General features: G+C 68.5%; 17 protein-coding genes. 8 read left to right on the top strand and 9 right to left on the bottom strand.

Going from position 1 to position 22,332, the window contains the following annotated elements:
* Nucleotides 1-141: 141 nt before the first annotated feature.
* The 4 genes from panD to DID96_RS02875 all read right to left on the bottom strand — a co-directional run bounded on the left by panD (nucleotide 142) and on the right by DID96_RS02875 (nucleotide 2,754).
* Nucleotides 142-528, bottom strand: a complete 387-nt coding sequence (gene panD, locus DID96_RS02890) for an aspartate 1-decarboxylase (RefSeq protein ID WP_124597752.1) — start codon at nucleotides 526-528, stop codon at nucleotides 142-144.
* 44 nt (nucleotides 529-572) lie between these two features.
* Entirely contained in the window at nucleotides 573-1,412 is an 840-nt protein-coding gene (gene panC / locus DID96_RS02885; RefSeq protein WP_124597751.1) for a pantoate--beta-alanine ligase, read from the bottom strand.
* Nucleotides 1,413-1,658: 246 nt separating this feature from the next.
* Complete coding sequence (locus tag DID96_RS02880; protein WP_185732159.1) at nucleotides 1,659-2,561, bottom strand: ScpA family protein; 903 nt, start codon at nucleotides 2,559-2,561, stop codon at nucleotides 1,659-1,661.
* A 4-nt stretch (nucleotides 2,562-2,565) separates the two neighbouring features.
* Nucleotides 2,566-2,754, bottom strand: coding sequence for a DUF3460 family protein (locus tag DID96_RS02875; RefSeq protein WP_010091005.1), 189 nt, complete (start codon nucleotides 2,752-2,754; stop codon nucleotides 2,566-2,568).
* A 252-nt stretch (nucleotides 2,755-3,006) separates the two neighbouring features.
* Here DID96_RS02875 and DID96_RS02870 point away from each other — a divergent pair, with 252 nt between their 5' ends.
* Both DID96_RS02870 and DID96_RS02865 read left to right on the top strand, forming a co-directional pair.
* A complete protein-coding gene (locus tag DID96_RS02870; protein WP_124597750.1) occupies nucleotides 3,007-4,830 on the top strand; it encodes an autotransporter assembly complex family protein in 1,824 nt (607 codons plus the stop codon).
* A 23-nt stretch (nucleotides 4,831-4,853) separates the two neighbouring features.
* Nucleotides 4,854-8,912, top strand: a complete 4,059-nt coding sequence (locus tag DID96_RS02865) for a translocation/assembly module TamB domain-containing protein (protein WP_124597749.1) — start codon at nucleotides 4,854-4,856, stop codon at nucleotides 8,910-8,912.
* A 108-nt stretch (nucleotides 8,913-9,020) separates the two neighbouring features.
* Here DID96_RS02865 and metG read toward each other — a convergent pair whose 3' ends face one another.
* Nucleotides 9,021-11,201, bottom strand: coding sequence for a methionine--tRNA ligase (gene metG / locus DID96_RS02860; protein ID WP_124597748.1), 2,181 nt, complete (start codon nucleotides 11,199-11,201; stop codon nucleotides 9,021-9,023).
* A gap of 375 nt (nucleotides 11,202-11,576) precedes the next feature.
* The gene (locus DID96_RS02850) at nucleotides 11,577-12,218 is read right to left on the bottom strand and encodes an OmpA family protein (protein ID WP_124597747.1); all 642 of its coding nucleotides are present in this window, start codon (nucleotides 12,216-12,218) and stop codon (nucleotides 11,577-11,579) included.
* 347 nt (nucleotides 12,219-12,565) lie between these two features.
* On the opposite strand from DID96_RS02850, the gene apbC reads away from it, so the two are divergent.
* The 5 genes from apbC (at nucleotide 12,566) to DID96_RS02825 (ending at nucleotide 18,238) form a co-directional block, all read left to right on the top strand.
* Complete coding sequence (apbC, locus tag DID96_RS02845) at nucleotides 12,566-13,657, top strand: iron-sulfur cluster carrier protein ApbC (protein ID WP_124597746.1); 1,092 nt, start codon at nucleotides 12,566-12,568, stop codon at nucleotides 13,655-13,657.
* A 131-nt stretch (nucleotides 13,658-13,788) separates the two neighbouring features.
* Nucleotides 13,789-14,325, top strand: a complete 537-nt coding sequence (locus tag DID96_RS02840) for a superoxide dismutase family protein (protein ID WP_124597745.1) — start codon at nucleotides 13,789-13,791, stop codon at nucleotides 14,323-14,325.
* A gap of 142 nt (nucleotides 14,326-14,467) precedes the next feature.
* Complete coding sequence (gene dcd, locus DID96_RS02835; protein WP_124597744.1) at nucleotides 14,468-15,037, top strand: dCTP deaminase; 570 nt, start codon at nucleotides 14,468-14,470, stop codon at nucleotides 15,035-15,037.
* Nucleotides 15,038-15,125: 88 nt separating this feature from the next.
* Nucleotides 15,126-17,405, top strand: coding sequence for an arginine/lysine/ornithine decarboxylase (locus tag DID96_RS02830; protein ID WP_124597743.1), 2,280 nt, complete (start codon nucleotides 15,126-15,128; stop codon nucleotides 17,403-17,405).
* Between the two features lie 26 nt (nucleotides 17,406-17,431).
* Nucleotides 17,432-18,238 (top strand): lysozyme inhibitor LprI family protein, encoded by an 807-nt coding sequence (locus DID96_RS02825; protein ID WP_124597742.1) that lies wholly within the window; start codon nucleotides 17,432-17,434, stop codon nucleotides 18,236-18,238.
* A 39-nt stretch (nucleotides 18,239-18,277) separates the two neighbouring features.
* Here the strand turns inward: DID96_RS02825 and DID96_RS02820 are convergent, their stop codons facing one another.
* The 3 genes from DID96_RS02820 to DID96_RS02810 form a co-directional block, all read right to left on the bottom strand.
* Nucleotides 18,278-18,958 (bottom strand): HAD family phosphatase, encoded by a 681-nt coding sequence (locus DID96_RS02820; protein ID WP_124597741.1) that lies wholly within the window; start codon nucleotides 18,956-18,958, stop codon nucleotides 18,278-18,280.
* A gap of 107 nt (nucleotides 18,959-19,065) precedes the next feature.
* Nucleotides 19,066-20,475 carry an argininosuccinate lyase gene (argH, locus tag DID96_RS02815; RefSeq protein ID WP_124597740.1) on the bottom strand — a complete coding sequence of 470 codons (1,410 nt, stop codon included), beginning with the start codon at nucleotides 20,473-20,475 and terminating at the stop codon, nucleotides 19,066-19,068.
* A gap of 161 nt (nucleotides 20,476-20,636) precedes the next feature.
* Entirely contained in the window at nucleotides 20,637-21,446 is an 810-nt protein-coding gene (locus DID96_RS02810; RefSeq protein ID WP_124597739.1) for a helix-turn-helix transcriptional regulator, read from the bottom strand.
* Between the two features lie 133 nt (nucleotides 21,447-21,579).
* On the opposite strand from DID96_RS02810, the gene DID96_RS02805 reads away from it, so the two are divergent.
* Nucleotides 21,580-22,332, top strand: a complete 753-nt coding sequence (locus DID96_RS02805; RefSeq protein ID WP_124597738.1) for a class I SAM-dependent methyltransferase — start codon at nucleotides 21,580-21,582, stop codon at nucleotides 22,330-22,332.

The raw sequence follows: 22,332 nt of genomic DNA, 5'->3' as shown, positions 1-22,332 counted from the left end.
AGGGCCGGGTTCCGTACGGAACCCGGCCCTTCGTTCATCCTGCGCGGCGCGAGCCGGCGCGGCGGCCGTCCGGATGGGCCACCCGTGCCCGCGCGGGCCGCCGCGTCGTGCTCCGGCCGCGCGCCCGGGCACCGCACGCGATTACGTCCAGTTCTGGGTCGGCACGTGATCGCGGCTGCCCTTGATCTTGTTGCCTTCGTCGACGAACACGAGGTCCGGCTTCCAGCCGGCCTTCAGTTCGGCTTCGTCGACCACCGCGAACGCCGCAATGATCACGAGGTCGCCGAGCTGCGCGCGGCGCGCGGCCGAGCCGTTCAGCGAGATCATCCCGCTGCCGCGCTCACCCTTGATCGCGTAGGTCGAGAAGCGCTCGCCGTTGTTGATGTTCCAGATGTCGATCCGCTCGTTCTCGACGATGTTCGCGGCTTCGAGCAAGTCTTCGTCGATCGCGCACGAGCCTTCGTAATGCAGCTCGCAGTGCGTGACGGCCGCGCGGTGGATCTTCGATTTGAGCATGTTGCGCTGCATGGTGCCTCCTTGATGCGTCGTGATGCGCTGGCGGACGAAAGCCGTCAGATTTCCAGGTTGTCGATAAGGCGGGTCGCGCCGAGCTTCGCGGCGGCGAGCACGACGAGCGGTTCGCCGGCCTCGAGTTCGGCGGCGCTCGGCGCGAGCAGGTTCGCGCGCCGGCGGATCGAGATGTAGTCGGGTGCCCAGCCGCGGCCCGCGAGGTGCGCGTGCGCGTGCTGTTCGAGCTTGACGAGGTCGCGCTCGCCGCCGAGCACGGACTCGCGGATGCGCTGCAGCGTCTTCGCGAGTTCCGGCGCCTCCTGGCGTTCGGCCGGCGCGAGATAGCGGTTGCGCGACGACAGCGCGAGGCCGTCGGTGTCGCGCACGGTCTCGGCCGCGACGATGTCGACCGGCAGCGCGAGCTGCTGGCACATGCTGCGCACGATCATCAGTTGCTGGTAATCCTTCTTGCCGAACACGGCGACGCGCGGCTGCACGCACGACATCAGCTTCGTGACGACCGTGCACACGCCGGTGAAGAAACCGGGCCGGAACTCGCCCTCGAGGATCCCGCCGAGGTCGTTCGGCGGCTGCACGCGGTATTCCTGCGGCTGCGGATACATATCGCGCTCGGTCGGCGCGAACAGCACGTAGACGTTCTCCTTCTGCAGCTTCTCGATGTCATCCTGCAGCGTGCGCGGATACTTGTCGAAATCCTCGTTCGGACCGAACTGCAGGCGGTTCACGAAGATGCTCGCCACAACCGGGTCGCCGTGCTGGCGCGCGAGCCGCATCAGCGACAGGTGCCCTTCGTGCAGGTTGCCCATCGTCGGCACGAAGGCGGTGCGGTTCTGTCCGCGCAACTGGTCGCGCAGTTCCTGGATCGAGCTGATGACTTTCATGGTCGGGTAGCGGGTTCCTCGCGCTGGTGCGCGTTGGCGCCGCGGCACGCGGCGTCGGGGTCGTAGCGGCAAACGTAGTGGTAAATGCAGCGGCAATCGCGCCCGCGCGCGGGCGGCGCGTCGGGCGTCGGCGGATTGTAGAGGATTTGGCCGCAGCACGCATCGATAAAGGCACGATCGTTCGCTTCTGTCAGGAATACCGCTGCACGGGCGCAAACAGGCCCCAATTGATACTGGAGCGGCGGCTCAGGCGGGCAGGTATGCGAGGCGGACGTAGATCGGCGCGAACGGTTCGGCCTGGGTGATCTCGACGAGCGATTCGCGCGACAGCTCGAGCATCGCGATGAAGTTCACGACGACGACCGGCACGCCGCGCGATGTGTCGAACAAATCGGCGAACTCCATGAAGCGCGCGTTCTGCAGCCTGCGCAGGATCAGGCTCATGTGCTCGCGCACCGACAGCTCCTCGCGGGAGATCTTGTGATGCTGGACGAGCTTCGCGCGCTTCAGCACGTCGGCCCACGCGGCGCGCAGGTCGTCCGAGTTCACGTCCGGGAAACGCGGTGTGACGCTCTGCTCGATGTAGACCTCGGCGCGCAGGAAGTCGCGGCCGAGCTGCGGCAGTTGGTCGAGGCGTTGCGCGGCGAGCTTCATCTGCTCGTATTCGAGCAGGCGGCGCACGAGTTCGGCGCGCGGATCCTCTGCTTCCTCGCCCGTATCGGCCTTCTTGACCGGCAGCAGCATCCGCGACTTGATCTCGATCAGCATCGCGGCCATCAGCAGGTATTCGGCCGCGAGTTCGAGGTTCGACGTGCGGATCTGGTCGACATAGCCGAGATATTGCGCGGTGACCTGCGCCATCGGGATGTCGAGCACGTTGAAGTTCTGCTTGCGGATCAGGTAGAGCAGCAGGTCGAGCGGGCCTTCAAACGCTTCGAGGAAGATCTCGAGCGCGTCGGGCGGGATGTAGAGATCCTGCGGCAGCTTGAAGAGCGGCTCGCCGTACAGGCGCGCGAATGCGGCGACGCCGTCGACCGTGTCGGGCGTCGAATCGGCGCCCGCGGGCGCGGCGACCGCATCTTCCGGCCGGGCCACGTCAGGCCGGGCCGCGTCAGGCCGGGCGGCGCTGGCCTCGTCGGCGGCGCTCACGACGTCAGAAATTCTGGTAATAGACGTAGGACGTCTGCTTCACGCGCGAATCCTGTTGCGCTGCGCGCTCGTCGAGGTCGATCGGCTGCTTGTCCCACAGAAGCGCGCGGCCCTTGCGCTGCTCTTCTTCGAGCGTCGGCTTCTGCTGCTTGAGCTGGTTCAGGAATTGCGTGACGTCGGACTGGTACGGCATGGCTTGGCTTTCCGTGACGGGCGGCGCGCGGTGCGCCGGAATGTGGGATGGCGGGATTTTACCGCATCGCGGGGAACAGCCGGCGCGAAACGCACGTCGAAACGCGGACTGGCGCCGCACCGCCGTTCGTGCACCATTCGCGCGCCGTTGCGCGCAAGCGTCAATGGCGCGCGTATGGCGGTGCGATGGCGTCCGTGTGGTCAAATACAGGGTTTCCCATCAATTCGAACATCAACGAGGGCGAGGTCATATTTGGCGGGGCAGGCGAATCAGCAACGAAACGCGGCGCATGACGCCGGGCGGCAGGCGGGCCGGGCCGGCGCGGCGCGCGGCGACGGCGGCGCGGCCCGCGCCGCGAGCGTGCTCCTCGCCTGCATCGCGGCGCTTGCGTCGCTGCCCGCCTACGCGAAGTACGACGTCGAGATCGACGCGCCGCGCACGATCCGCAAGCTCCTCAAGTCCCACCTCGACATCGCGCGCTTCGGCAAGCGCGACGACGTCAGCGACGACCAGTTCGACTTCCTCGTGACCGCCACCCCGCAGCAGGTGCGTGACCTGACCGCGACGGAAGGCTATTTCTCGCCGGTCGTGCGCACCGACGTGCGCACGCGCAACGGCAAGCGCGACGTGAAGGTGTCGGTCGATCCGGGGCCGCAGACGGTCGTGTCGTCGGTCGAGCTGACCTTCAAGGGGCCGGTCGGCACGGAGGACCCGAAGCAGGAGGCCGCGACGCGTTTCGCGTTCTCGCTGAAGAATGGCGACCCGTTCACGCAGGCAGGGTGGGACACTGCGAAGAGCGCGGCGCTCAGGCAACTGCAGTCGCACCGCTATCTCGGCGCGAAGATCACCGCGTCCGAGGCCCGCGTCGATTCGCGCACGCAGCGCGCGACGCTCGCCGTCACGTTCGACAGCGGCCCGACCTTCACGATCGGCAAGGTCGACGTCGAAGGCGTGCGCCGCTATCCGGAGAAGATCGTCGCGAACGTCAATCCGCTGTCCGAAGGCGAGATCTACGACGTGCAGCGGATCACCGAGCTGCAGCGGCAGCTGCAGAACACGCCGTACTACGCGAGTGTGGCGATCGACGTCGGCGACGACACCGCGAAGCCGGACAAGACGCCCGTGCACGTGAAGGTCAGCGAGTATCCGTACAACAGCGTGCGCGGCGGGGTTGGCTATGCGACCGACACGGGCCCGCACATCCAGGGCTCGTACACGTACCTCGACACGTTCGGCGCGGCCTGGCCGCTCACGCTATCGGGCCGGGTCGACCAGATCCAGCAGTACGGCCAGATCCAGCTGTCGATGCCGCCGGGGCCGCGCGCGTGGACCAACAGCGTACTCGCGTCGTACACGAACACCAACGTGTCGGACACGCGCATCTACAGCGCGCGGATCGGCGTGCAGCGCACGCGCGCCGGACAGTTCATCGACTACGCATACTCGCTGATGTTCTACCAGGACCGGCTCGACCAGAACGGCGCGGGGCCGACCATGAGCCGCGCGCTCGTGCCGCAGTGGGCGTGGACGCGCCGCAACGTCGACGATCCGCTGTTCCCGCGCTCGGGCAACCTGATCCACGCGGAAGCCGGCTTCGCGGTGAAGAACGTGCTGACCGACCAGACCTTCATCCGCGGCTACGCGCGCGGCCAGCAGTACCTGCCGATCGGCAAGCGCGACCTGTTCGTGTTCCGCGCGGAGCTGGGCGGCGTGTTCACGAGCGGCAGCTCGTCGGGCGTGCCGGCGTCGCTGCTGTTCCGCGCGGGCGGCTCGAACTCGGTTCGCGGCTACGGCTACCAGAGCATCGGCAACAACGTCGACGGCTCGGTGCTGCCGACCAAGTACCTGATGACCGGCACCGCCGAGTACCAGCACTGGTTCAACCGCGACTGGGGCGCCGCGACGTTCTTCGACATCGGCACCGCGACCGACGCATGGGGAGAGAAGGTGTTCTATCCGGGCGTCGGTATCGGCGCGCGCTGGCGCAGCCCGGTCGGGCCGGTCAATGTCGACATCGCATATGGGCTGCGCAACCGCACCGTGCGACCTTACCTGACGCTCGGCATCGCATTTTGAAACCCTGAACGAACCCGCACCGCATGACGAAGGACGCCCACGACCCGCCGCCGCCTCACGATCCGGATTCGCCCGACGACCAGCGCGAGGACGCGCCGCGTCCGCCGCGCCGTTCGCGGCTCGTGCGCGGGCTCGCGTGGACGCTCGTCGGCATCGTGCTCGTCGTCGTGCTCGCGGCGGGGCTCGTGCTTGCCGCGGTCACGACCGAGCGCGGCACGCAGCTCGCATGGCAGGCGGCGGTGCGCGTGCTCGGCGGGCGGCTTGCCGGCACGCTCGAGGGCGGTGCACTCGCGACCGGCGTGCACGTGAAGTCGTTCGCGTGGACGAGCCCGGACGGCACCGGCACCGAGGTGCGGATCGACCGCCTCGACGGCCGCTGGTCGGTGACCCGCGCGCCGCTGCGCGTGACGCTCACCTATCTGCGCGCGGGCACGATCGATGTGCGAGTCGCGCCGAGCCCGCCGTCGCCGACGGTCATGCCGAAGGATCTGCGCGTGCCGCTGCAACTGCGCATCGACGACCTGCGCTTCGACCATCTGGCCATCCACGAAGGCGCATCGACGACCCGGCTCGACCATCTGGTGTTGAGTGGCCGTAGCGACGGCCGCCTGCACGAACTCGCGCTCGACCGGCTCGACACGCCGTTCGGCGCACTGACCGCGCGCGCGAAGCTCGACGGCGTGCGGCCGTTCGCGCTGACCGGTGACGCGACCTATGCAGGCAAGGTCTCCGACGAGCCGGTCGATGCGCGCGCGCGCGTATCGGGCTCGCTCGAGGTGCTCGTCGCCGACGTCGACGCGAGCGGCCTGAAGCTGAACGGGCGCGCGCACGTCGAGGCGGCGCCGTTCGGTGCAGTGCCGCTTACGCGCGCGTCGCTCGTGTTCGATCATGTGAACCCGCAGGCACTGTCGCCCGGCGCACCGGCCGCGGATCTCGCGGTGCGCGCCGAGCTCGCGCCGGCGCCGGCCGATCCCGCGCATCCGCACGCGTTCGCGGTGACGGGCCCGGTGTCGATCGTCAACGCGAAGCCGGGCACGCTCGGCGATCACCTGCTGCCGGTCGTCGACGCGAAGGCGAGCGTCCGGCTCGACGCGCACACGCAGCGGATCGACGGCCTCGCGCTGAGGCTGATCCGCGACGGCAGCGTGACGGGCGGCGGCACGCTGGCGGGCGGCAAGGGCCGCTTCGACCTGAAGGTCGCCAATCTCGACCTGAATGCGTTCGTCGCCGAATTGCACCCGATGCGGCTCGGCGGGCCGGTCGGCGTGACGCTCGCGAGCGGCGTGCAGACCGTCGATTTCGACCTGAACGATCCGAAGCTCGCGCTCGGCGCGCGCGCGAAGGTCGCGCTGACGCCGCAGCAGACGGTGCTGACCGACGCCCGGGTGACGGCCGGCAACGGGCGCATCGACCTGACCGGCGTGTTCCGCCACGACGCGCATTCGAGCTACGACGCGAAGGCGACGCTCGCCAATTTCGATCCGCTGCGGCTCGCCGCGTTGAGCGCGCCGAAGGCCGCCGCCGGCAGCGCGGCCGCGAAGGTGACGAAGGCCGCGAAGGCCGAGAAGGCCACGCCCGCGAAGCGCGGCGAGACGCGTGTGAACGGCACGCTGACCGCGTCGGGCGCGTTCGCGCCGCAAGTGTCGACGAAGGCGACCTTCAAGCTCGGCGACAGCCTGTACGACGGCGTGCCGCTGACCGGGGCGGGCGTCGTGCAGCTCGCCGGCGCGCGGATCCTGCCGAGCAACGCGAACCTGTCGATCGCGGGCAACCGCGTCGACCTGCGCGGCAGCTTCGGCGCGCCCGGCGACCGCCTGCGCTTCGCGATCGATGCGCCGCAACTCGACCGGCTCGGCTTCGGCGTCGCGGGGCTCGTCGAGGCGCAGGGCGACCTGACGGGCAGCTTCGCGCATCCGAACGTGACGGCGACCTACAAGGCCGAAGGCGTGGTGGTCGGTTCGAACCGGATCGGCGCCGCGCGGGGCCGCGCCGACATCCGCGACGGCGCGCACGGCGCGCTCGTGTTCACGGTCGACGCGAGCAACGTCGCGCTCGGCTCGCTGCAGCTGAAGACACTGCGCGCGAACCTCGACGGCACGCGCGCGAAGCACACGCTCGACGCGTCGGCGCTCGGCATGGCCGGCGGCCGCGTGATCGACCTGACGCTCGCCGCGAACGGCGGCGTCGTGGAGAACCGCGACGGGATGCGCTGGGACGGCACCGTGACGCGCCTTGCGAACCGCGGCACGCCGGCCGTCGCGCTCGAGACGCCGCTCACGGTGTCGGCGGGCGCCGGGCGCGTGACGCTCGGCGCGGCGCGTCTGACGCTCGAAGGCGCGGCGATCGACCTGAAGTCGTTCGCGTTCGACCACGGCCAGCTGCGCTCGGCGGGCTCGGTGAGCGGCGCGTCGGTCGCGCGCTTCCTCGAGGTCCGCCAGGAACTGACGGGCGCCCGCCCGCCGGTGCGCACCGATGTCGTGCTCGACGCCGACTGGGATTTTTCGCTCGGCGCGACCGCGACCGGCCATGTCCAGGTCAAGCGGCGCAGCGGCGACGTGACGGTCGAAACCGGCCGCGGCATCGCATCGCTCGGGCTGACGGATCTGCAGGCCCGCGCCGCGTTCGGCGCGGGCAACCGGCTGAACGTGACGGCGCAGGGCAAGGCGAACCGGGTCGGCACGCTCGACGCGAACGTCGCGGTGCCGTTCGCGCCGCGCGACGGCGTGCTCGCGGTCGCGGACGACGGCGCGCTGTCGGGCCGGATCGACGCGGACATCCCGTCGCTGAAGACCACCGGCAACCTGTTCGGGCCGAGCTACCTGCTTGGCGGGCGCGCGGCGCTGAAGCTGACGGTGGCAGGCACGCCGGCGAAGCCGAGCCTGTCCGGGATGCTGACGGGCGACGAACTGTCCGCGACGCTCGTCGACCAGGGGGTGCAACTGAAGGACGGCATCGTCAGGATCAAGCTGTCGGAGAATCTCGTCGAATTCCAGCAGGTCGAGTTCCACGGCGGCGACGGCACGCTGCGCGCGATCGGCCGCGTGCGGCTCGACAACGAAGCGCCGGACCTGACCGCGAGCATCGTCGCCGACAAGCTCGAGCTGTTCGCGGCGCCGGACCGCAAGCTGTCGCTGTCGGGCAAGGCGACGGTCGCGAACGAAGGGCCGCGCGGCGGGCTCGCGATCGACGGCAAGTTCGTCGTCGATCGCGCGCTGTTCGACCTGCCGGAACAGGGGGCGCCGCACCTGTCCGACGACGTCGTGATCGTGCGGCCGGACGGCACGGTGCGCGGCGAGACGCAGACGGGTACCGCGATCGCGAAGCCGCAGCCGGCCGAGGACAAGCCGGCGCCGTCGCTCGCGCCGCGCGCGAACATCGACATCGGCCTCGGCAACGACTTCCGCTTTAAGGGGCACGGCGCGGATCTCGGGCTGCGCGGCACGATCACCGTGATGAGCGCGCCCGGCGTGCCGTTGCGCGCGGTCGGCAACGTGCGCGTGACGGAAGGCTCGACGTACACGTCGTTCGGCCGCAAGCTCGCGATCGAGAACGGCTTCTTCACGTTCAACGGCCCGGTGTCGAACCCGGGGATCAACATCCTTGCGATGCGGCGCAACCAGGAGGTCGAGGCCGGCGTGCAGGTGACGGGCACGGTGCAGTCGCCGACGGTCAAGCTCGTGTCGGAGCCGAACGTGTCCGACAACGAGAAGCTGTCGTGGCTGCTGTTCGGCCATGGCACCGACCAGGGCAACAACCTCGGCCAGCAGAACACGATGACGACCGCGCTCGCGCTGCTCGGCAGCGCGACCGGCAAGCGCGTCGCGCAGAGCATCGGCCTCGACGAGTTCTCGATCGGCCGCAGCGACGTCGGCCTGACCGACCCGCAGGTCGTGCAGATCTCGAAGGCGATCAACGAACGCTTCGTGCTCGGCTACGAGCAGGGGCTGCAGTCCGCGAGCAACGCGTTCAAGGCGACGATCAACCTGACGCGCTTCTGGTCGGTGTCCGGGTATGGCGGCACGTTCCAGGGCGTCGACCTGAACTACACGCGGCGCTTCGACCGGTGGTTCGGCCGGCGGTGACGGCGGCGCGCGTGCAGCGGCAATAAAAAACCCCGCGGCGACTGGAATCGCGCGGGGTTTTTTCTGACGTGACGACAGGCGGCGGGCGGCCATGCGCCCGCGCGCCGCTTACTTCACGCGCATGCCGGGCTTCGCGCCGCTATGCGGCTCGAGGATGTAGAGGCCCGGCTCGGCCTTCTCGTCGGTGGCCGACGCCGCGAGCACCATCCCTTCGGACAGCCCGAACTTCATCTTGCGCGGCGCGAGGTTCGCGACCATCACCGTCAGCTTGCCGACGAGCTGCTCCGGCTGGTACGCGGACTTGATCCCCGAGAACACGTTGCGGGTCTTCTCCTCGCCGACGTCGAGCGTGAGCTGCAGCAGCTTGTCCGACCCTTCGACCGCCTGGCACGCGACGATCTTCGCGATCCGCAGGTCGATCTTCGCGAAATCGTCGATCGAGATGGGCGCGTCGCCGTTGTCCGCGCCGTCCGTGCCGTTAGCGGCGGGTTTCGCGTTCGCTTTGTTGTTCGCCTTGACGGTCGCCTTCGCGGCATTTGCGGCATTCGCGCCGGCTGCTGCCGCACCCGTCTGCTCGGCCTGCAGCGAATCGCGGTTCGCGGCGAGCAGCGCGTCGATCTGCTTCGCGTCGACGCGGGTCATCAGGTGCTGGTACGCGTTGATCGGCTGTTCGGACGACAGCGGCTTCGCGGCGTCGGCCCACGCGAGCGGCGCGATGCCGAAGAACTTCTCGACCGCTTCCGCCACGCGCGGCATCACCGGCTTCAGCGCGAGCGACAGCAGGCGGAACGCTTCGAGGCTCACGCTGCAGGTTTCGTGCAGCGCGACCGCATTGGCCGGATCCTTCGCGAGCTCCCACGGCTTCGCGCCGTCGACGTACGCGTTCACTTCGTCCGCGAGCTCCATCGTGTGGCGCAGCGCGCGGCCGTATTCGCGCGCCTCGTAGTGCGCGGCGATCCCGGGAATCGCGTCGCGCAGCTTCGCGACGAGCGGGTGGTTCATCGCGCTGTCCTGCACGCGGCCGTCGAAGCGCTTGATCAGGAAGCCCGCCGCGCGGCTCGCGATGTTCACGTACTTGCCGACCAGATCGCTGTTCACGCGCGCCTGGAAGTCGTCGAGGTTCAGGTCGAGGTCTTCCATCGTCGCGTTCAGCTTCGCGGCGAAGTAGTAGCGCAGCCACTCGGGGTTCAGGCCCGTGTCGATGTAGCTCTGCGCGGTGATGAACGTGCCGCGCGACTTCGACATCTTCGCGCCGTCGACCGTCAGGAAGCCGTGCGCGAACACGTTGTTCGGCGTGCGGTGGCCCGAGAACTCGAGCATCGCGGGCCAGAACAGTGTGTGGAAGTACAGGATGTCCTTGCCGATGAAGTGGTACTGCTCGGCGGTCGAGCCCTTGCGGATCCACGCGTCGAAATCGATGCCGCGCTGGTCGCACAGGTTCTTGAAGCTCGCGTAGTAGCCGACCGGCGCGTCGAGCCACACGTAAAAGTACTTGCCAGGTGCGCCCGGGATCTCGAAGCCGAAGTAGGGCGCGTCGCGCGAGATGTCCCAGTCGGCGAGCTTGGCCTCGCCGGCGTCGCCGAGCCATTCGCGCATCTTGTTGGTCGCTTCCGGCTGCGCGAGGCCGCTCACCCAGTCGCGCAGGAAGGTTTCGCAGCGCGGGTCGGACAGGCGGAAGAAGTAGTGCTTCGACGTCTTGCGCACCGGCGTCGCGCCCGATACGACCGAATACGGGTTCAGCAGCTCGGTCGGCAGGTAGGTCGAGCCGCACACTTCGCAGCTGTCGCCGTACTGGTCCTTCGCGTGGCACTTCGGGCACTCGCCCTTGATGAAGCGGTCCGGCAGGAACATTTCCTTGACGGGGTCGTACGCCTGCTCGATCTCGCGCTCGGCGATCAGGCCGTTTTCCTTCAGCGCGAGATAGATCTTCTCGCTCAGCACGCGGTTCTCGTCCGAGTCGGTCGAGTAGAAGTTGTCGAACGACACGCCAAAGCTGTCGAAGTCGCGCTTGTGCTCGGTCCAGACGCGGTCGATCAGCTGCTTCGGCGTCAGGCCCTCCTTCTCGGCGCGCAGCATCACCGGCGTGCCGTGCGTATCGTCGGCGCCGATGTAGTAGACCTCATGGCCGTGCATTCGCAGCGTCCGCACCCAGACGTCGGTCTGGATGTACTCGACCAGGTGGCCGATGTGGATCTGGCCGTTGGCGTACGGCAGCGCGGACGTGACGAGGATCTGGCGGCGGCCTTGCGGCGCGCCGGCCTGCACGGAAGTGAGGTCGGATTCGGACATAGGGTCTGTAGAGGAACAGCGGGGAAGCTTCGGGAAACTGCGATTCTAGCAGGGGCGCGGGCCGGGCAGGCGGGCGGCCGCGGCAGGCGGGGCGGAGGCGGGCAAGGATGACGCAACACGCGTGCCCGCGCGGCCGTTGTTGCGATGCAGCACGGATCGTGCAGGCAAAAAAAACCGGGGCGGATACGGCCCCGGAGCAACAACGACAAGAGGAGAATGGTGACGCGCCGGCAACACCAGCCGCGTACCGTTAATAAAGACCACGGTCCGCGACAGAAGTTCGAAATTTTTTTCGAATTGTTACTTGTCCCGCCGGAAGCCTTGTCTGGCGGGGCGTGCGGGCGGCGCGCCCGCGCATTCCACGCTTGTGTGCGCTTACTGCTGGGCAGCGCGCAGGTAGATTTCGACGCGGCGGTTCTGGGCGCGGCCGGCTTCGGTCGCGTTGTCGGCGACCGGGTTCGACGGGCCCATGCCCTGCGCCGACAGGCGGCCGCCCGCGACGCCGCGCTGCGTGAGCGCGTTGACGACGCTCTGCGCACGGTTCTGCGACAGCGTCTGGTTCAGCGAAGCCGAGCCCGTGCTGTCGGTGTAGCCGACCACCGACGCGGTGACGCGCGGGTTCTGGTTCAGCGTCGTCGCCAGGTCGTTCAGCAGCGGCGTGAACGCCGGCGTGATCGCGTACTGGTTCGTCGCGAACGTCACCGAGCTCGGCACGTTCAGCTTCAGCGAGCCGTCCGGCTGCTCGGTCACCTGGGTGCCCGTCTGCGCCGCCGACGGCGCGAGCTTGTTCTTGATCGCTTGCCAGTTGTAGCCCGTCACGCCGCCGACGAGCGCGCCGACACCCGCGCCGATCGCTGCGCCCTTGCCGCCGCCCGCCAGCGCGCCGATCCCGGCGCCGAGTGCGGCGCCCGTGCCGGTGCCGACGGCCGTGTTGGCGCCTTGCTGCGTCGCGCAGCCGGCCAGCAGTGCACCGGCCAGCGCGAAGACGGACAGGCGGGTCGCGATTTTCATGCTCATGTTGGATTCCTCTCTTGGTTGAACGAGTCGACAACGACAACAGTTACGGCTCCCAGGCAGGCCCGTCCGGAAAAGGAAGGAGGGTCCTGCTCTCGCGGCGGCCGCGGAAGGCAACCGCATGCCCTGCCCGGCAGCGTGGCTGTTCGGGCAGCGCGACGCGTCAGCCTCTACAATATAGGCGGTACGAGGTCGATTTGGCCCCATAGCGTGCCGCACGCGAAGATTGCGCCGGCTCGCGCGTTCGCGCAATGGCATGCAACAGATTCTTTCACTTTTCCCGATTTTCGCCGCGTTATTTGATATTTCTTGACGTTTGAGCGCGAAAAAAACGTTTTCACGGAGTTTTGATGAGCATTGACCGGGCCCTCGTCGACGCCGCACTCGCGGCTGTCGCTGATCCCAATACGGGCCGTCCGTACGCGGCCGGCAAAGGGGTGCGCAACGTGGCGATCGACGGCGACGCGGTGAGCGTCGACGTCGTGCTCGGCTATCCGGCGAAGAGCCAGCACGACGACGTGCGCGCGCGCGTCGCCGCCGCGCTGAAGAGCGTGCCGGGCGTGCGCGACGCGCGTGTGAACATCTCGCAGGATATCGTCGCGCACACCGTGCAGCGCGGCGTGAAGCTGCTGCCGAACGTGAAGAACATCGTCGCGGTCGCGTCGGGCAAGGGCGGCGTCGGCAAGAGCACGACGGCCGTCAACCTCGCGCTCGCGCTCGCCGCGGAAGGCGCGTCGGTCGGCATCCTCGACGCCGACATCTACGGCCCGTCGCTGCCGACCATGCTTGGCATCCACGGCCAGCGGCCCGAGTCGCCGGACAACCAGTCGATGAACCCGCTCGTCGGCCACGGGCTGCAGGCGAACTCGATCGGCTTCCTGATCGACGAGGACAACCCGATGGTGTGGCGTGGCCCGATGGCGACGTCGGCGCTCGAACAGTTGCTGCGCCAGACCAACTGGCGCGACCTCGACTATCTGATCGTCGACATGCCGCCGGGCACCGGCGACATCCAGCTCACGCTCGCGCAGCGCGTGCCGGTGACGGGCGCGGTGATCGTCACGACGCCGCAGGACATCGCGCTGCTCGATGCGAAGAAGGGCCTGAAGATGTTCGAGAAAGTCGGCATTCCGATTCTCGGCATCGTCGAGAACATGAGCATCCACGTCTGCTCGAACTGCGGCCATGAGGAGCACATCTTCGGCGCGGGTGGCGCGGAGCGGATGTCGAAGGACTACGGTGTGAACGTGCTCGGCAGTCTGCCGCTCGACATCGCGATCCGCGAGCAGGCCGACAGCGGCGCGCCGACGGTCGCGGCCGATCCGGACGGCAAGCTCGCGCGGCGCTATCGCGAGATTGCGCGCGGCGTCGCGCTCGCGATCGCGGAGCGCGCACGCGACATGACGTCGAAGTTCCCGAGCATCGTTGTTCAAAATACGTAAAACCCTTGCGGGACGGGGCCGGACGCTGTTTACGGCGCCGCAAGGCGCGGTATCATGGCGACTTTTCCAGGGTCCCTTTACCCGCCCGGTGGGCGCCGTGTCAGATGGCTGCCTGCCGGCATGAGGATCGCATGAATCAACGACATCACGGCGCGCGCGCCGGCGGCGCGTGCCACGCGCTGCTGGCCGCCGCCGCGCTGGCCTTGCTGGCCGGCTGTACTTCCTTTTCGTCGACGCACGAGAAGCGCGGCGACGCGCAGCTGCAGCCGACGGTCGGCTCGCAGACGCGCGGCACGGTGACGCTCGTCGAGCGTCCGGACGGCGTGCAGGTTACCTACAACCTGGTGGGTCTGCCGCCGAACAGCGACCACGCGCTGCAGGTGCACGAGCGCGGCGATTGCAATGCGGGCGACGGCTCGAGCGCCGGCCAGGTGTTTGCGCCGGCTGCTGACCGGCTGCGCGCGGGCGCCCGCGTCGCGGGCGACCTCGGCAACATCCACGCGGACGCGAACGGCGTCGCAACAGGCTTCATCGTCGCGCCCGATCTGGCCCTCGACGGCGTTCGTTCGGCGCTGAACCGCTCGGCGCTCGTGCATCGCGACCCGAGCGATCCCGCGTTCCCGCAGCACGGCGCGGGGCCCGCGCTCGCGTGTGGCGTGATTCGTTGAGCGGCACCGCATGCGCATGCCGATGATCGCGTAAAATGTGCGCCTTTCCCGGCCGCCGCACTGAACCGGTGGTCTTCGTTTACCTCGCGGTGGCCTTCGCTTACCTCGATTACCGTCACGCAGCGTCTCCTGGCGCCCCGATATGAGCATCAAGTCCGACAAGTGGATCCGGCGCATGGCCGAAGAGCACAAGATGATCGAGCCGTTCGAGCCCGGTCAGGTTCGCGCGTCCGAGGACGGCCGCAGGATCGTCAGCTACGGCACCTCGAGCTACGGCTACGACATCCGCTGCGCCGACGAATTCAAGATCTTCACGAACATCAACTCGACGATCGTCGATCCGAAGAACTTCGACGAGGGCTCGTTCGTCGATTTCAAGGGCGACGTGTGCATCATCCCGCCGAACTCGTTCGCGCTGGCCCGCACCGTCGAATATTTTCGGATTCCGCGCACCGTGCTGACGGTCTGCCTCGGCAAGTCGACCTACGCGCGCTGCGGGATCATCGTCAACGTGACGCCGTTCGAACCCGAGTGGGAAGGCTACGTCACGCTGGAATTCTCGAACACGACGCCGCTGCCCGCGAAGATCTACGCGAATGAAGGCGTCGCCCAGGTCCTTTTCTTCGAGAGCGACGAAGTGTGCGACGTGTCGTACGCGGATCGCGGCGGGAAGTATCAGGGCCAACGCGGTGTCACGCTGCCGAAAACCTGATCTGGTTGTATATCAGCTGAACACCGACCAGTTACCGGGTGACCGCCGCGCGTGAAGCGCCGCGGTCGTTCTTTTTGGAGAATCGCCCATGAAGTTTCGTTTTCCTGTCGTCATCATCGACGAAGATTTCCGCTCCGAGAACATCTCGGGCTCCGGCATCCGGGCGCTGGCCGAAGCAATCGAGAAAGAGGGCGTCGAAGTCCTCGGCCTCACGAGCTACGGCGATCTGACGTCGTTCGCGCAGCAGTCGAGCCGCGCGTCGTGTTTCATCCTGTCGATCGACGACGACGAACTCATGCTCGGCGAGACGGGCCCGGACGGCGAACTGCCCGAGCTCGCGACCGCGATCATCGAGCTGCGCGCGTTCGTGACCGAAGTGCGCCGCCGCAATGCGGACATCCCGATCTTCCTGTACGGCGAGACGCGCACGTCGCGCCACCTGCCGAACGACATCCTGCGCGAACTGCACGGCTTCATCCACATGTTCGAGGACACGCCGGAGTTCGTCGCGCGCCACATCATCCGCGAAGCGAAGGTCTATCTCGACTCGCTGTCGCCGCCGTTCTTCAAGGAACTGGTCAAGTACGCGGACGAAGGCTCGTACTCGTGGCACTGCCCGGGCCACTCGGGCGGCGTCGCGTTCCTGAAGAACCCGCTCGGCCAGATGTTCCACCAGTTCTTCGGCGAGAACATGCTGCGCGCGGACGTCTGCAACGCGGTGGACGAACTCGGCCAGCTGCTCGACCATACGGGCCCCGTCGCGGCGTCGGAGCGCAATGCCGCGCGCATCTTCAGCGCCGATCACCTGTTCTTCGTGACCAACGGCACGTCGACGTCGAACAAGATCGTCTGGCATGCGACGGTAGCCCCCGGCGACATCGTGCTCGTCGACCGCAACTGCCACAAGTCGATCCTGCACGCGATCACGATGACGGGCGCGATTCCGGTGTTCCTCACGCCGACGCGCAACCACTTCGGCATCATCGGGCCGATCCCGCGCGACGAATTCAAGCCGGAGAATATCCGCCGGAAGATCGAGGCGAACCCGTTCGCGCGCGAGGCGCTGCGCCAGAACCCGGATCTGAAGCCGCGCATCCTGACGATCACGCAGAGCACGTACGACGGCGTCATCTATAACGTCGAGATGATCAAGGACCTGCTCGGCGACCTGCTCGACACGCTGCACTTCGACGAAGCGTGGCTGCCGCACGCGGCGTTCCACGATTTCTACCGCGACATGCACGCAATCGGCGACGGCCGTCCGCGCACGGGCGCGCTGGTGTTCGCGACGCACTCGACGCACAAGCTGCTCGCGGGCATCTCGCAGGCGTCGCAAATCGTCGTGCAGGATTCGGAGAACCGCACGTTCGACAAGCACCGCTTCAACGAGGCGTACCTGATGCACACGTCGACGAGCCCGCAGTACGCGATCATCGCGTCGTGCGACGTCGCCGCGGCGATGATGGAGCCGCCGGGTGGCACCGCGCTCGTCGAGGAATCGATCGCCGAGGCGATCGATTTCCGCCGCGCGATGCGCAAGGTCGACGCCGAGTACGGCGACGACTGGTTCTTCAGCGTGTGGGGCCCGGACGACCTGTCGCAGGAAGGCATCGGCTCGCGCGACGACTGGATGCTGAAGCCGAACGACCACTGGCACGGCTTCGGCCCGCTCGCGGAAGGCTTCAACATGCTCGACCCGATCAAGGCGACGATCATCACGCCGGGGCTCGACGTCGACGGCGAATTCGGCGAGACGGGCATCCCGGCCGCGATCGTCACGAAGTACCTCGCCGAGCACGGGATCATCGTCGAGAAGACGGGCCTGTACTCGTTCTTCATCATGTTCACGATCGGCATCACGAAGGGCCGCTGGAACTCGATGGTGACCGAGTTGCAGCAGTTCAAGGACGACTACGACAACAACCAGCCGCTGTGGCGCGTGCTGCCGGAATTCGTCGCGCAGCATCCGCGCTACGAGCGCGTCGGCCTGCGCGACCTGTGCACGCAGATCCACGACGTGTACCGTGCGAACGACATCGCGCGTCTGACGACCGAGATGTACCTGTCGGACATGGAGCCCGCGATGAAGCCGTCGGACGCGTTCGCGAAGCTCGCGCACCGCAAGATCGACCGCGTGCCGCTCGACGAGCTCGAAGGCCGCGTGACGAGCATCCTGCTGACGCCGTACCCGCCGGGCATTCCGCTGCTGATCCCGGGCGAGCGCTTCAACAAGACGATCGTCAACTACCTGCGGTTCGCGCGTGACTTCAACGAGCGCTTCCCGGGGTTCCACACCGACATCCACGGCCTCGTCGCGGAAGAGGTGAACGGGCGCGTCGAGTATTTCGTCGACTGCGTGCGCGATTGACGATGGCGCGGAATCGAATCGGGACGATGCGCACGGCCGCGGCCGCGCTCGTCGCCTTGGCAGCCTGGTCGGCCTGGTCAGGTGCCGCGCATGCGGAAGTCGCGGCGGCCGACCCGGTCGACGTGGCGATGCGGCAGTGTCTGGCCCGGCGCGACCGCTCGTCGCCGGCCGGCCAGATCCAGTGCATGGGCGAAGCGCTGCAGCAGTGGCAGACGGTGATGGACGGCGCCTACCAGCGCCTGCTGAACGACGCACCCGACGACGCGAAGCGCGGCTGGCAGGAGAGCCAGCGGCGCTGGCTCACGTGGCGCAAGGACGAAGCGCATCTGCTGAAGGCCGTGTACGACACGACGCGCGGCACCGCGTACACGATGGCGAGCGCCGACATGCAGCTGCAGCCCGTGCGCGAACGCGCGCTCGCGCTGCGTTCGGCCGCCGATCGCTATGCGCCGGCGCCCGCGCCCGCGCCGAACGGCGGATCGCAGCCGGCGGCAGCCAGCACGGGCGGCGCGTCGAGCATTGCGGCTAGCGCCGCGGCGAACGGCACACAGGGCGGCACATCGAATGCTGCGCGCGACCCCGTGCGCCGGATCCGGCCGTGCGAGCAGGACGCCGCGTGCGAGCATGCGCTGTTCGACCTGAACCGCTATTACCAGAAGCTGCGGCGCAAGATGCCTGCGCATTCGGCGGCGACGCTCGTGCATGCACAGCGCGCTTGGATCGCGTACCGCGACGCCACAGCGCCGCTCGTCGGCGAGGATGGTCGTATCGACCTGATCGGCGCGCGCATCGCGACGATGAAGCGGCTGTCGGAGACGGCCGGTAACCGGTGACGCACGGGTGACCTTCCGCGGACGACCCGCGTGACCGGGTCAGCGATGCGGTACGTTGTGCAGGCCGAACCACGCAGGCATCAGCGCGAGCGCATCGTCGAGCGACGCGAGCACGTGCAGGCTCAGCGCGACGATCTCGGGCGTGGGCGCTTTCAGGTCGGGCACCGTGACGACGGCCGCGCCGGCGCCGGCCGCGGCCTGCGCGCCGAAATCGCTGTCCTCGAACGCGACGCACGCATGGGCCGCCACGCCGAGCCGTTCGGCCGCGAGCCGGTAGACGGCCGGGTCGGGCTTGCCGCGCGTGACTTCGTCGCCGCCCGCGATCGCGTGAAAGAACGGCAGCGCGCCGACCGCGTCTAGCCGCGCGCGGATCACGTCGCGCGCGGACGACGATGCGACCGCGCACGGGATCCCGGCCTGTGCGAGCGCGGACAGCAGCGCGTGCGCGCCGGGCTTCAGCGGGAACTTCGGATGGGGCTCCGGCGCGGCGAGCCGTTCGCGCACGCGCGTGCGCACCGAATCGAATGTATCGGCGTCGCCGATGATGCGTGCGAGGATCGTCTGGCCTTCCGCGAACGAGCGGCCGACGATCTGCAGATAGTCGGCGACGGATAGCGCGACGCCATGCGTGCCTGCGATGTCGATCCACGTGTTCATGATCGTCCGCTCGGAGTCGATGAGCAGGCCATCCATGTCGAAGATCGCAGCGGAAAACGTCATTGGGAAGTCCGGGAGTCGAGGGCGGAGCGGGGCGCGGCGCGCATCACGCGCATGGCCGCGCCAACGAAAAACGGACGCCGCGGCGGCGTCCGTCGGATCCGGCAGGCTTACTTGCCGAGCGCCGCGCGGGCGGCTTGCGCCGCGGCACGCACCTGGTCCGGCGCGGTGCCGCCCGGGTGGTTGCGGCTCGCGACCGAGCCTTCGAGCGTCAGGTAGCCGAACACGTCGTCGCCGATCAGGTGCGCGACGTTCGGCAGCTCCTGCTTCATTTCGTCGAGCGTCAGGTCCGCGAGGTCGATGCCGCGATCGTCGCAGATCCGCACCGCGTGCGCGACCGCCTCGTGCGCGTCGCGGAACGGCAGGCCGCGCTTCACGAGGTAGTCGGCGAGGTCGGTCGCAGTCGAGAAGCCCTGCAGCGCGGCCGCGCGCATCGCGTCCGGTTTCACGGTGATGCCCGCGACCATCTCGGCGAAGATCCGCAGCGTGTCGGCAACCGTGTCGACCGTGTCGAACAGCGGCTCCTTGTCTTCCTGGTTGTCCTTGTTGTACGCAAGCGGCTGGCCCTTCATCAGCGTGAGGAGCGCCATCAGGTGGCCGTTCACGCGGCCGGTCTTGCCGCGCGCGAGCTCGGGCACGTCCGGGTTCTTCTTCTGCGGCATGATCGAGCTGCCCGTGCAGAAGCGATCGGCGATGTCGATGAAGCCGACGCGCGGGCTCATCCACAGCACGAGCTCTTCCGAGAAGCGCGATACGTGCGTCATCACCAGCGCGGCTGCGGCCGTGAATTCGATCGCGAAATCGCGATCCGACACCGCGTCGAGCGAGTTCGCGCAGATGCCGTCGAAGCCGAGCGTCTTCGCAACCGCGTGACGGTCGATCGGGTAGCTCGTGCCGGCGAGTGCGGCCGCGCCGAGCGGCAGGCGGTTCACGCGGGTGCGGCAGTCGCGCATGCGCTCCGCGTCACGCGAGAACATCTCGACATATGCGAGCAGGTGGTGGCCGAACGTGACGGGCTGCGCGACCTGCAGGTGCGTGAAGCCCGGCATGATCGTGCCGGCGTTCTGCTCCGCGAGGTCGATCAGCGCGCCGCGCAGGTCGTTCAAGAGGCCGCCGATCCGGTCGATTTCGCCACGCAGCCACAGGCGGATGTCGGTCGCGACCTGGTCGTTGCGCGAGCGGCCCGTGTGCAGGCGCTTGCCGGCATCGCCGATCAGCGCGGTCAGGCGCGCCTCGATGTTCAGGTGCACGTCCTCGAGGTCGAGCTGCCATTCGAATTCGCCGCGCTCGATCTCGCCCTGGATCTGCGCCATCCCGCGTTCGATCGCTGCGAGGTCGTCGGCGCTGATGATCTTCTGCGCGGCGAGCATCTTCGCGTGCGCGAGCGAGCCGGCGATGTCGACGAGCGCGAGGCGCTTGTCGAAAAACACCGACGACGTGTAGCGCTTGACCAGCTCGGACATCGGTTCCGAGAAGCGGGCCGACCAGGCCTCGCCCTTTTTGTGCAGTTGGGACGTCATGGCGATTCTTCGAAGGGATGTTGGGCGGCGTGCGCCGCGAGGAATCCGGAGATTCTAACATTCGCGGGCCAGGCCGCCGCGCCGTGCGGGGCGCGGCCGGAGCCTGCCGGCGCCGTGCGTCGCAGCCGCGCGGCGCCGCTGCGACGGCCGCGCAAGCTGCGCTATTCGCGCACCAGCACGACGAGCTTCAGGTCCTCGCGATGCGCGGGCTTCAGCGTGATCTGCTGGTACACGAGCCGGCCGTCTGCCGGATGGTCGAACTCGCGCTGGCCGCCTTCGCGCTCGAACACGTCCTGCGACGCCCAGTACTGCGCGAACGCGTCGCTGCCGGCCGTCAGCGCGTCGATCAGCGCGCGCGTAGGCGCTTCGGTCAGGTGACGGATCGAATCGGCGCGGAATTCGGCGGCGAGCCGGCGCGCTCGCGTGTCCCAGTCGACGATCAGCGCGCGCGCGGCCGGCGACATGAACGTGAAGCGCAGCAGGTTGCGGTCGTGATCGCCGTCGAGCCAGCCCGCGAACAGCGCGGCGGCCGGCGCGTTCCACGCGAGTGCGTTCCATTGCCGGTCGAGCACGTAGGCGGGCGTCGCGATCGCGGCGACGGTCGCCGCGAGCGTCGGCGGCAGGTCGCCGCCCGCGACGTCGGGTTCGGCCGGGTCGCGCTGCGCGGCCATCTCGAACAGGTACGCGCGTTCGGCCCGCGACAGCTGCAGCGCGACCGCGATGCGCGCGAGCGCGTCGGCCGATGCGGACACCGGGCGGCCCTGCTCGATCCACGTGTACCAGGTCGGGCTGACGCCACACAGCTGCGCGACTTCCTCGCGCCGCAATCCGGGCGTGCGGCGGCGCGGGCCGGGCGGCAGGCCGACGGCCTGCGGCGACAGGCGCTCGCGGTGCGCGCGGATGAAGTCGCCGAGCGCGCGGGCGGGCGTCGCGTCGAGCGGCGGAGCGGGGGAGGCGGACGGAAGGCTCATGCGGAATACATCAGGCAGGTGGATCGAATACCAGAATAACTGCTTAGCTTGTACTGGTACAAGCGTGCGCCTATTGTAACGGCTCACGCGTCCGCTGGCACCGGTGCGGACGGTTTCCACCAAGGAGAATGCAATGAAACATCATGACCAGGTTGCCGACGCCTTCGGCTCGACGGCCGCCGCTTACCTGACGAGCACGGTCCATGCGACGGGCGCCGACCTGCAGGCGCTCGCCGACGCGGTGTGCGCGACGCCGGACGCCGCGGTGCTGGATCTCGGCTGCGGCGCGGGCCATGCGAGCTTCGCGGTCGCGCCGCACGTGCGCGAGGTAATTGCGTACGACCTCGCGCCGCAGATGCTCGAGACCGTCGACGCGGCGGCGCGCGAGCGCGGTCTCGCGAACATCCGCACCTGCCACGGGCCGGCCGAGCGCCTGCCGTTCGACGCGGCGACGTTCGATTGGGTCGTGAGCCGGATGAGCGCGCATCACTGGCACGACGTGCGTGCGGCGCTCGCCGAGGTGCGGCGGGTGCTGAAGCCGGGCGGCCGGGTGCTGATGATCGACATCGCCGGCAACGATCATCCGCTGCTCGACACCTACCTGCAGGCGGCGGAAGTGCTGCGCGACGCGTCGCACGTGCGCGACTACCGGGCCGACGAATGGCTCGCGATGTTCCGCGACGCGGGTTTCGACGCGCAGGTGGCGAGCCGCTGGCGCCTGCCGATCGATTTCGACACGTGGGTCGCGCGGATCCGCACGCCGGCCGACAGCGTGACGGGCATTCGCGCGTTGTGGGCGCATGCGCCCGACGAGGTGCGCAGCCATTACGCGGTGCAGCCGGACGGCTCGTTCGAACATGACGCGCTGCTGATCGACGCGCGCTGA

Origin of the sequence: Burkholderia sp. Bp8963, assembly GCF_003854275.1 — a bacterium.
Classification (GTDB): Bacteria; Pseudomonadota; Gammaproteobacteria; order Burkholderiales; family Burkholderiaceae; genus Burkholderia.
This window is presented reverse-complemented; position numbering and strand designations above follow the sequence as displayed.